General features: G+C 65.7%; 15 protein-coding genes. 7 read left to right on the top strand and 8 right to left on the bottom strand.

Translation table 11 applies throughout. From position 1 onward, the window contains the following. Positions 1–67: 67 nt before the first annotated feature. Entirely contained in the window at positions 68–1,264 is a 1,197-nt protein-coding gene (locus AC3WN8_RS09560) for a penicillin-binding protein activator (protein WP_492669169.1), read from the bottom strand. Between the two features lie 11 nt (positions 1,265–1,275). Between AC3WN8_RS09560 and rsmI the strand changes: the two genes are divergently transcribed. The 4 genes from rsmI to AC3WN8_RS09540 are packed head-to-tail and all read left to right on the top strand — an operon-like array spanning position 1,276 to position 4,070. Then, the gene (rsmI, locus tag AC3WN8_RS09555) at positions 1,276–2,115 is read left to right on the top strand and encodes a 16S rRNA (cytidine(1402)-2'-O)-methyltransferase (RefSeq protein ID WP_492669168.1); all 840 of its coding nucleotides are present in this window, start codon (positions 1,276–1,278) and stop codon (positions 2,113–2,115) included. Next, positions 2,112–2,462: a YraN family protein gene (locus AC3WN8_RS09550; RefSeq protein ID WP_492669167.1), complete on the top strand. Its 351-nt coding sequence runs from the start codon at positions 2,112–2,114 to the stop codon at positions 2,460–2,462. The genes rsmI and AC3WN8_RS09550 overlap by 4 nt, the downstream gene beginning before the upstream one ends. Positions 2,463–2,514: 52 nt before the next feature. Next, the gene (gene gshB / locus AC3WN8_RS09545; protein ID WP_492669166.1) at positions 2,515–3,471 is read left to right on the top strand and encodes a glutathione synthase; all 957 of its coding nucleotides are present in this window, start codon (positions 2,515–2,517) and stop codon (positions 3,469–3,471) included. Continuing rightward, complete coding sequence (locus AC3WN8_RS09540; RefSeq protein WP_492669165.1) at positions 3,471–4,070, top strand: DedA family protein; 600 nt, start codon at positions 3,471–3,473, stop codon at positions 4,068–4,070. Before gshB ends, AC3WN8_RS09540 begins: the two co-directional genes overlap by 1 nt. Before the next feature lie 73 nt (positions 4,071–4,143). Here AC3WN8_RS09540 and AC3WN8_RS09535 read toward each other — a convergent pair whose 3' ends face one another. Beyond that, positions 4,144–5,037 (bottom strand): tyrosine recombinase XerC, encoded by an 894-nt coding sequence (locus tag AC3WN8_RS09535; protein WP_492669164.1) that lies wholly within the window; start codon positions 5,035–5,037, stop codon positions 4,144–4,146. A 162-nt stretch (positions 5,038–5,199) separates the two neighbouring features. Then, on the bottom strand, positions 5,200–5,853 hold the full coding sequence (gene fsa / locus AC3WN8_RS09530) for a fructose-6-phosphate aldolase (RefSeq protein WP_492669163.1): 654 nt from the start codon (positions 5,851–5,853) through the stop codon (positions 5,200–5,202). Between the two features lie 303 nt (positions 5,854–6,156). Between fsa and AC3WN8_RS09525 the strand changes: the two genes are divergently transcribed. The 3 genes from AC3WN8_RS09525 to AC3WN8_RS09515 are packed head-to-tail and all read left to right on the top strand — an operon-like array spanning position 6,157 to position 7,263. Next, positions 6,157–6,513 carry a hypothetical protein gene (locus AC3WN8_RS09525; protein ID WP_492669162.1) on the top strand — a complete coding sequence of 119 codons (357 nt, stop codon included), beginning with the start codon at positions 6,157–6,159 and terminating at the stop codon, positions 6,511–6,513. Beyond that, a complete protein-coding gene (locus AC3WN8_RS09520; protein ID WP_492669161.1) occupies positions 6,510–6,695 on the top strand; it encodes a hypothetical protein in 186 nt (61 codons plus the stop codon). The genes AC3WN8_RS09525 and AC3WN8_RS09520 overlap by 4 nt, the downstream gene beginning before the upstream one ends. 40 nt (positions 6,696–6,735) lie before the next feature. Continuing rightward, positions 6,736–7,263, top strand: a complete 528-nt coding sequence (locus AC3WN8_RS09515) for a tetratricopeptide repeat protein (protein ID WP_492669160.1) — start codon at positions 6,736–6,738, stop codon at positions 7,261–7,263. 54 nt (positions 7,264–7,317) lie between these two features. Here the strand turns inward: AC3WN8_RS09515 and grxD are convergent, their stop codons facing one another. The 5 genes from grxD to leuD form a co-directional block, all read right to left on the bottom strand. Further along, a complete protein-coding gene (gene grxD / locus AC3WN8_RS09510) occupies positions 7,318–7,650 on the bottom strand; it encodes a Grx4 family monothiol glutaredoxin (protein WP_492669159.1) in 333 nt (110 codons plus the stop codon). An 11-nt stretch (positions 7,651–7,661) separates the two neighbouring features. After that, positions 7,662–7,895 carry a BolA/IbaG family iron-sulfur metabolism protein gene (locus tag AC3WN8_RS09505; RefSeq protein WP_492669158.1) on the bottom strand — a complete coding sequence of 78 codons (234 nt, stop codon included), beginning with the start codon at positions 7,893–7,895 and terminating at the stop codon, positions 7,662–7,664. Between the two features lie 2 nt (positions 7,896–7,897). Next, the gene (locus AC3WN8_RS09500) at positions 7,898–8,221 is read right to left on the bottom strand and encodes a DUF1476 domain-containing protein (RefSeq protein ID WP_492669157.1); all 324 of its coding nucleotides are present in this window, start codon (positions 8,219–8,221) and stop codon (positions 7,898–7,900) included. A gap of 123 nt (positions 8,222–8,344) precedes the next feature. Further along, positions 8,345–9,346, bottom strand: a complete 1,002-nt coding sequence (locus AC3WN8_RS09495; protein ID WP_492669156.1) for an NADPH:quinone oxidoreductase family protein — start codon at positions 9,344–9,346, stop codon at positions 8,345–8,347. Continuing rightward, positions 9,343–9,939: a 3-isopropylmalate dehydratase small subunit gene (gene leuD, locus AC3WN8_RS09490; RefSeq protein ID WP_492669155.1), complete on the bottom strand. Its 597-nt coding sequence runs from the start codon at positions 9,937–9,939 to the stop codon at positions 9,343–9,345. The genes AC3WN8_RS09495 and leuD overlap by 4 nt, the downstream gene beginning before the upstream one ends. Positions 9,940–9,941: the final 2 nt, after the last annotated feature.

The raw sequence follows: 9,941 nt of genomic DNA, 5'->3' as shown, positions 1-9,941 counted from the left end.
ACTGCGCCCCCCAACCCCACCACCAGCCTTCGGCTGGTCCCCCTCCCCTTCAGGAAGGAACTTGTTCCTACTCCGCGAAGCGTGCCGGCGCCGGGCTGACCGTGGTGAATTTGCCGGCATCGACCTGCTGCACCTCGAGCGATCGTTCGGCAATGCCGTCGCGACCGAACCGGAACGCGCCGTCGATGCCCGAAAAACCGCCCTGATCGGCCAATGCGCGCGCCGGGAAGGCCGTTCCCGGCCGCCAGTCGCGCGCCACCCGCGTCACCAGCAGCACCGCGTCATAGCCCAGGCTGGACAGACGGTAGGGCGCCTTGCCGTAACGCGCACGATATTTGGCGGCGAGTTGGTTGTAGAGCCCGTTGGACACGCTGGCGAACCAGGCGCCACGCAGCGCCGGGCCGGTCGCCAGCGACGGTTCGGTGTTCCACAGCTCGGTTCCCAGGAAACGGGCGGACGGCCCGCTGCCCTTGCGCACCAGCGGCGCAACCTGAAGCGCCACGCCGCCGCTGTCGGCGACCAGCAACGCATCATAGGAACTGGTCTGGCCGAGCCGGGTGACCGCCGCCGCGATCGAACGCTGCGACCGGTCGTAATTCTGCATGCCGACCACGCGCCCGCCCGCGCCCTCGACAGCGCGGATAAAGGCCGTCGATGCACGCTGGCCATAGACGCCATTGGGCATCAGGCCGGCAAAGCTGGTCACGCCGCGCGAACGGGCATGGCCGACGACACGCTCGATCGCCTGTGCCGGGCTGTAACCGAGCAGATAGACGCCATTGCCCGCGACGGTCGCGTCGTTGGAAAAGCTGAGCAGCGGCACATTGGCACGGCGCGCGACCGGCGCGACCGCGGCCACATCCTCGCTGAGCAGCGGCCCCAGGATCACGCGATTGCCCTCGGCAACCGCTTTCTGCGCCGCCGCCGCCGCGCCCAGCGCGGTATCGTACATGGTGATGCGGATGCGCTGACCGCCAGTGTCGAGCACGGCGAGATTGGCGGCGTTGGCGATCGACTGGCCGACCGCGGCATTGGTGCCGGTCATCGGCACCAGCAACGCGATGCGATGCCGTTCCTGATCGTCGGGCAGGCCGGGCGTGATCGGCGTATCCACCTGGGGTGGACGGTCCGGCCCCTGGGTCGGCGGCTTGTCGCCACGGGGCACGATCGTCTGACACCCCGCGACCAGCATCGCCGCCATAAGCACCCCAAGGCGCCACCGCATTCTTCCCGCCGGTTGCGGCCTACGCCCTGCCTCTGCCATGACACCCTCCGATGAACGCAAAACTTTCGCCCGGTCTCTACATCGTCGCCACCCCAATCGGCAATCTGTCCGATCTTTCGCCACGCGCAGGCGCGATCCTGTCGTCGGCGGACGCAATCGCGTGCGAAGACAGCAGGGTAACCGCCAAATTGCTCAACCATCTCGGCGTGAAGCGCCAGATGATTCCCTATCACGACCATAGCGCACCGCATGTCCGCGAAGGATTGATCGCGCGCATGATCACCGAATCGATCGCGCTGGTCAGCGATGCAGGTACGCCGCTGATCTCCGACCCCGGATACAAGCTGGTGCGCGACGCGCGTGCGGCGGGCATTGCGATCACGACGATCCCGGGGCCGTCGGCCGCGATCGCGGCGCTGACGCTGGCCGGGTTGCCCACCGATCGCTTCCTGTTCATCGGTTTCCTGCCGAACAAGGCCAAGGCGCGTGCCGACGCGATCGCCGAAGTGGCCGGGGTGCGCGCGACGCTGCTGCTTTACGAATCGGGCCCGCGCCTCTCGGTCACGCTGGCCGCGCTGGCCGAAGGACTCGGCGATCGCGAAGCCGGGGTGGCGCGCGAGATCAGCAAGCGTTTCGAGGAATGCGTGACCGACACCCTCTCTGCGCTCGCGACGCGCTATGCCGAGCATCCGCCCAAGGGTGAGATCGTCATCGTCGTCGCACCACCCGGCGAAGCGCCGCCGCCCGCCGCCGCCGATGCCGATGCGGCACTGGCCGAAGCGCTGACGCGCCTGCCCCCCGCCAAGGCGGCGGGTGAAGTCGCCAAGGCATTCGGGCTGGACCGCAAGGCGATCTATGCCCGGGCCATGGCGATGAAAGGCAATGGGTGACGCGCCGCACGGCCGAGCGGCGCGGACGGACAGCCGAATCGCTCGCGGCCTGGTGGCTCCGCTTTCACGGCTGGCGCATCCTCGCCAGCCGCGTGCGGACACGCATGGGCGAAGTCGATCTGATCGCGAAACGGGGGCGTATCGTCGCCTTTGTCGAAGTGAAGGCGCGCGCGACCGATCTGGCGCTCGACTTGTCGATAGACCGGCAAAGGCTGTCGCGCGTCGCCGCGGCCGCCAATGCGCTGGCACCGCGCTATGCGGCGCGCGGAGAAGATATCCGCATCGACGTGATCCTGCTCGCGCCGTGGCGATACCCGCGTCACATCGTCAATGCCTGGCACGGGTGACAGCCTCGTCACTCTCGCCTAAAGCGCCGCAACCCGCAGGCGGAGCACAAGCATGACCCTCAATGTCGCCGTCCAGATGGACCCGATGGAGACCATCAACATCGCGGGGGATTCGACCTTCGCGATCATGCTTTCTGCGCAGGCGCGCGGACACCGGATGTGGCATTATGACGCATCCGACCTCAGCTATTCCGCCGGGCGGGTCTGGGCGCGCGCGCATCCCGTGACGGTGCAGCGCGTCGCCGGCGATCATTTCGCCTTCGGTCCCGCCGAATCGATCGACCTGGGCGAGCAGATCGACGTGGTGCTGATGCGTCAGGATCCGCCCTTCGACCTGGGTTACATCACCGCGACCCATCTGCTCGAGCGGATCAGCGACCGCACGCTGATCGTCAACGATCCCGCATCGGTCCGCAATGCTCCCGAAAAGGTCTTCGTGCTCGATTATGCACAGTTCATGCCGCCGACTTTGGTGACGCGCTCGCTCGACGAAGCCCGCACCTTCCTGGCCGAACATGGCGAGATCGTCGTCAAGCCGCTCCACGGCAATGGCGGCAAGGCGATCTTCAAGGTCGGCAGCGACGGCGCCAACCTGGCTTCGCTGATCGAGGTGTTCAACACCGCCTATCGAGAGCCGCATATGATCCAGGCGTTCATCCCGGCAGTGACGCAGGGCGACAAGCGCATCGTCCTGGTCGACGGCGAAGTGGCCGGCGCGGTCAACCGCATCCCCGGCGAGGGTGAGATCCGTTCCAACCTGGCGGTCGGCGGCTCGGCCGCGAAGACCGAGCTGACCGCGACCGAAACCGAGATCTGCGCGGTGCTGGGCCCCGAACTCAAGCGGCGCGGCCTGTTGTTCGTCGGCATCGACGTGATCGGCGGCGAATGGCTGACCGAGATCAACGTGACGAGCCCGACCGGTATCGTCGCGATCGATCGCTTCAACGGCACCGATACCGGCGCGATGATCTGGGATGCGCTCGAAAAGAAAGTCGCAGAAAAAGCCTGATGTCGGACTGGATCGTCAATCTCATCGACCAGTCGGGCTATCTCGGCGTCGGTTTCCTCATGTTCCTGGAGACGATGTTTCCGCCGATCCCGTCGGAAGTCATCATGCCGATCGCCGGGGTCTACGCCGCGAAGGGCGAGATGTCGCTCGGCCTGGTCATCGCCAGCGGCACGGCAGGCGCGATGCTCGGCAATTATTTCTGGTATCTCGCCGCGCGCGTCATCGGCGTCGAGCGCTTTCGTCCGTTCATCGAGCGGTTCGGCCGCTGGCTGACCATCGACTGGCATGAGGTCGAGCGCGCCGAGAAGCTGTTCGGCAAATATGGATCGGCCTTCGTCTTCTTCGCACGGATGCTGCCCACGCTGCGCTCGCTGATCTCGATTCCCGCCGGATTGCTCCACATGCGGCTGTCGACATTCGTCATCTGGTCGACGATCGGCACCGCCGGCTGGACCAGCCTGCTCGCGGTCTCGGGCTGGATGCTCGGCCGCAATGTCGAAAAGGTCGACGATTTCGTGGGGCCGGTTTCAACCACGGTGATCGTGCTGATCATCGCCGCCTATATCTGGCGGGTGATCTTCTGGCGGCCAAAGGGTTAAAGCGCTCGGATCCAGCCCTCAGCGTCATTCCGGCTTTCGCCGGAATGACGTAGAGAGAATGCTTCGGCGCTGCTCAGGCCCGCGGATGGGCGTTGCGATAGACATCCATCAGATGCGCCGCATCGACCGCGGTATAGATCTGGGTCGAACTCAGGCTGGCATGGCCGAGCAATTCCTGCAACGCGCGCAGATCCACGCCGCGGCCGAGCAGATGCGTGGCGAAGCTGTGCCTGAGCGCATGCGGCGTGGTGCGTTCGGACAGGCCGAGCCGCCCCCGCGCGCCCTGAACGGCGCGGCGCACAAGCGCCGGCGACAGCGGCCCGCCCCGCGCGCCGCGGAACAGCGGCTGGTCCTTCGTCATCGCATGCGGCGAAAGCGCCAGATACTCTTCGATCGCAGCGCGGACCTGCGGCAGCAGCGGCACGATCCGGGTCTTGTCGCGCTTGCCGGTGACGCTCAACGTCTCGCCGAGCGGAAGCACCGCGCCGGTCAAAGCCATCGCCTCGCCGATGCGCAGGCCGGCGCCGTAGAGCAGCATCAGCACCGCCCAGTCGCGTGCGCTGATCCATGGCGCCCGCGCCTGGCCCGCGACATCCTCGGCCAACGCGACCGCCTCGTCGGGGGAGATCGGCCTGGGCACGCCGCGCTTCACGCGCGGTCCCTTCAGCCGCGGCGCGGCGCCGCCCTCGCCCACGACAAATGCCAGAAAGCCCCGTACCGCCGACAGCTCACGCGCGGCGGATGCGTTGCCGATGCCGTCGCCGCGGCGCAATGCCAGGAAAGCGCGGAGATCGGCGGCTTCGACCGATGCGAGCATGGCCGCGTCGACGGCCCCGCCGCGATGATCCTGGAGAAAGGCGACCAGCCGTTCGGCGGTCGCAACATAGGCGCGCACCGTATGTGCCGAGCGCCGGCGCCCATGCGTCAGATGGTCGCGCCATCGCGGGATGAGTGCATGCTGATCCACATGCACTCAATGCCCGTTGCGTGCAGGGACGTCACCCTGAAGTTGGTACCAAACGACACTCCGCTTTGTCATTGCGAGGAGCGTAGCGACGAAGCAATCCATCGGTTGATGCATCACTGGATTGCTTCGCTCCGCTCGCAATGACGGTGGCGGAGATTGGAATCAGCCGATCTTCTGACCGGTCTTCGCCCAATCGGCCATGAAACCCTCGATCCCCTTGTCGGTCAGCGGATGGTTGAACAGCTGGCGGATCACCGCGGGCGGCGCGGTCATCACGTCGGCGCCGATCTTCGCGGCTTCCAGCACATGGATCGGATTGCGCACGCTCGCGACGAGGATCTCGGTGTCGAAATCGTAATTGTCGTAGATCAGGCGGATATCGGCGATCAGTTCCATGCCGGGATAACCGACATCGTCATGACGACCGACAAAGGGCGAGATGAAGGTTGCGCCGGCCTTGGCCGCGAGCAGCGCCTGATTGGCTGAGAAGCAAAGCGTCACATTGACCATCGTGCCTTCGCCGGTCAGCGCCTTGCAGGTCTTGAGTCCGTCGATCGTCAGCGGCACCTTCACCGCGACATTGTCGGCGATCTTGCGGAGGATCTCGGCCTCTTTCATCATCGTCTCATGATCGAGCGCGACCACTTCGGCCGAAACCGGGCCGGGCACGATCCCGCAGATCTCCTTCACCACCTCCAGGAAATCGCGACCCGCCTTGTGGATCAGCGAAGGATTGGTGGTCACGCCGTCGAGCAGGCCGGTCGCGGCCAGATCGGCAATGTCCTTGGTGTCGGCGGTATCGACGAAGAATTTCATGGATGGTGGCTCCCGAGCGCAAGCTGATTCGATGCTCCCTATAGGCGCGCTCCGGCGCGGCGCCAAAACCCCTCGCTCCCGTCGCTTGACGATTCAGCATCACCGTATTAATACTGCAATACACATGATGACGAGCGCTGATCCTGGTACCGCACAGAGATCAGTTCAAAATCTGAAACGGTAAGTATCCAACTCAGTATCTACAGAAACAATCGGAGCGGCGCTATCAAGGGAGCGCCCCCAAGAGGCCCGGCCGGTTTCCCCCTTTTCCGGCCGGGCCGATCGGCAACAGGACCTTGGATCATGGCTTATCTCGACCTTGCGGAAACCCGCCTCTCCCCCAGCTTCGCCGGCACGGCATCGCAGGCGATTTTCAGGGGCAGCGAATGGGCGGTGATCGCATTGGCGCGCAGCGATAGCGCCGCCAGCCTCGAAACGCCCGGCCGGCTTCGCCGCGCCCTTGAATCCTTTTTCAAGGTCCGCCGCCCGAATCGGCTCGCCGATCCGCGGCTCGAGGCGCTACGCCGCATGGCCGTGCTGCTGCGCATCGGCCGCGGCGAGACCAGCGCCGACGAACATAAGGGCTTCCTTTCGGCCGGCTATACGCGCGCGCAGCTCGCGGCGCTGGCAGCCCATATTATGAAGGCGATTCGGCCATGAACATGATCAAATCGCAGAGCGGCATGATCGTCGCACTGGTCACGACCGCGCTGTTCGCATTCCTGTTCGGTGATGCGGTGGGCGATCCGCTGATCGGCGCGCTGGTGGGCGTTCTCGCCTTCGCCTCGGTCATGCCGCTGGTCGCACTGGTCTCGACGCCGCGGCGCCTCCATCCCGATTGACAGCGCGCCGGCGCGCGTCTTCAATCGAGCCGGAGCTTCGATGACCCGGCACATCCCGATCCTGATTCTCGCCGCCATGGCGGTACCGTCGCCTGCGTCCGCGCAGGACGACGCCCCCCAACCCGTTGCGAGGAAAGCCGGCGCATTTTCGGTGGACTCGCCCGTCCAGATCCTGCTGCCCCGTGCCGAAGGCGGCGATCCCGCCGCGATGTTCTATCTCGGCGCCAAATATTCCGACGGGCGCGGCGTTCCCAAGGACGAAGCGGAGGGGCTGCGCTGGTATCGCAAGGTTGCCGAGCGCGGCAATTCGGGCGCGATGCTCAATGTCGGCAACAGCTATTATAACGGTCGCGGCATCGCCGAGGATCGTGCCGAGGCCGCACGCTGGTTCCGCCGCGCCGCCGATCGCGGCCACGCCGGTGCAATGTACAATCTGGCGATCTGCTATGCGGGTGGCCAGGGTGTCGAAAAGAACGAGGACGAAGCGGTCAAATGGTTCCGCGCCTCGGCCGCCAAGGGCAATCCCCGCGCCATGGCCGCGCTCAACAGCCGGAAACTGGGGCTTTAGGCAGGACAACCCGTGTCATTCCCGCATTCGCGGGAATGACAGCGGAGAGGTGCCTTACCCCGCCGCCGCCTGGTCCTTGTCCGCGAACAGCGCATGGAGTTCGCCGGCCTCGTACATCTCCATCATGATGTCCGATCCGCCCAGGAACTCGCCATTCACATAGAGCTGGGGGATGGTCGGCCAGTCCGAATAATCCTTGATGCCCTGGCGGATGCCCTGATCCTGCAGCACATCGACCGTTTCATACTCGACGCCGATATGGTCGAGAATCGCGATCGCGCGGCTGGAAAAGCCGCATTGCGGGAACAGGGGCGTCCCCTTCATGAACAGCAGCACCGGGTGGGATTTCACCAGTGCGTCGATGCGCGCGCGCGTGTCTTCGGTCATTTCCATACTCCTCAATCGGGCGCCACGGTGGTGAGCTGCAATGCGTGCAGCACCCCACCCATCCGGCCGCCCAGCGCGGCATAGACCGCCTGATGCTGTTTCACCCGGGGCACGCCCCGAAAGCTGGCGCTCACCACGCGCGCGGCATAGTGATCACCGTCGCCGGCGAGATCGGTGATCTCGACGCTGGCGTCGGGGATCGCGGCCACGATCATCGCCTCGATATCTTCAGCCGCCATCGGCATGATTACTGCGATTCCATCAACTGGCGACGCGCCTCGACCGTCTTGTCCGCCAGCGCGGTGCGCACGCCGGCATCGTCGATCTCGACGCCCGCCGAGGTCAGGTCACCGAGCAGCTTGCGGATGACGTCCTCATCGCCGGCTTCCTCGAAATCGGCCTGGACCACCGCCTTGGCATAGGCGTCGGTTTCCTCGGGGGTCAGGCCCATTTTTTCGGCCGCCCATTGGCCCACCAAGCGATTGCGCCGCGCGGTGACGCGGAACATCATTTCCTCGTCGCGGGCGAACTTGGTCTCGAAGGCGCGTTCGCGATCGTCGAAAGTCGTCATGGGAGATCCTTGCATGGCCTATGGGCTATCGATTGGGACATAGGAGCGACGAGCCGCAACCGCAACGGGCGGCGCACCGATAGATTCGCGGGGGAATGCAACCGGCGTCGCCGATCGTACGCCTCAATCGGCGATGGTGACGACCACCTTGCCGATCACGTCGCGTGCGGCCATGCGCGCGATCGCCTCACCGCCCTGTTCCAGCGGGTAGGTGGCGGTGACGCGCGGCGAAATCTGGCCGCTGTCCAAAAGCCGCAGCAACCGCGCGACATGCGCCTGATTCGCACGCGGATCGCGTGCGGCGAATGCGCCCCAGAAAACGCCGCACACATCGCAGCTCTTGAGCAGAGTCAGGTTGAGCGGCAGTTTCGGAATGCCCGCCGGGAAACCGACGACCAGATAACGGCCTTCCCAAGCGATCGACCGCAATGCCGGTTCGCAATAATCGCCGCCGACCGCATCGTAGATCACGTCCGCGCCATTGGGACCCACCTTCGCCTTGAAAGCGTCGGCCAGCGCCTTGGAAGCCTCGCGGTCGAACGGGCCCCGGCCATAGACCAACGTGTCGTCAGCGCCGGCACGCTTCGCCGCCGCGGCCTTTTCCTCGCTCGACACCGCCGCGACGACGCGCGCGCCAAATGCCTTGCCCAGTTCGACCGCCGCCAGGCCGACACCGCCGGCGGCCCCCAGCACGAGCAGGGTCTCGCCTTCCTTCAGGCGGCCACGATCGCTCAGCGCATGGATGGTGGTGGCATAGGTCAGCAGCAGCGCGGACGCGTCGACGAAATTGCGCCCCTCAGGCAACCGATAGGCGCTGGCGGCGGCAATCGCGACCTTCTCCGCCATGCCGCCCGAGCCGCAGACCGCCATCACGCGATCGCCCGGCGCCCAGCCGGTGACGCCGTCACCGACCGCCTCGACCACGCCGGCGATCTCGCCACCCGGCGAAAAGGGCCGTGGCGGCTTGAACTGATATTTGTCCTCGATGATCAGGACGTCGGGATAGTTGACCGCGCAGGCACGCACCGAGACCAGAAGCTGACCGGGCCCAGCGACCGGATCGGCGACCTCGTCGACGACCAGCGTTTCGGGACCGCCGACCGCGGTCGAGAGCAGGGCCTTCATGCCGCGACCGCCCCGGCGACCCAGGGCCGCTCCGCCGCAACACGATGTTCGAACGCTGATATATTGGCATCCATGGCCAGCGTCAGGCCGATCTCGTCGAGCCCGTTGCTGAGGCAATGTTTGCGGAACGGGTCGATCTCGAACGCGAAGCGATCCTGGAACGGCGTCGTCACCGTCTGGCTGTCGAGATCGATATGGATCGGATCGGTCTTCGCGACTTCGATCAGGCGATCGATCGCATCCTGCGGCAGCACCACCGCCAGCATCCCGTTCTTGAAGGCGTTGCTGGAGAAGATGTCGGAAAAGCTCGGCGCGATCACCGCGACGATGCCGCGATCGAGCATCGCCCATGCCGCGTGCTCACGACTGGAGCCGCAGCCGAAATTGTCGCCCGCGATCAGGATCGGCGCGCCGGCATATTCGGGATCGTCGAAGACATTGCCCGGCTCGCGGCGCAGTGCGGCAAAAGCGCCCTCGCCCAGCCCGGCGCGGCTGATCGTCTTCAGCCAGGCGGCGGCGATGATCATGTCGGTATCGACATTCTTCAGGCCCAGCGGATAGGCGCGCCCTTCGATCGTGGAGACTGGTGTCATGT

The sequence above is a fragment of the Sphingobium sp. FW305-3-2-15-F-TSA7 genome, assembly GCF_058787155.1.
Note: the sequence above shows the minus strand (reverse complement) of the source record. Positions and strands in the feature narration are given on the sequence as shown.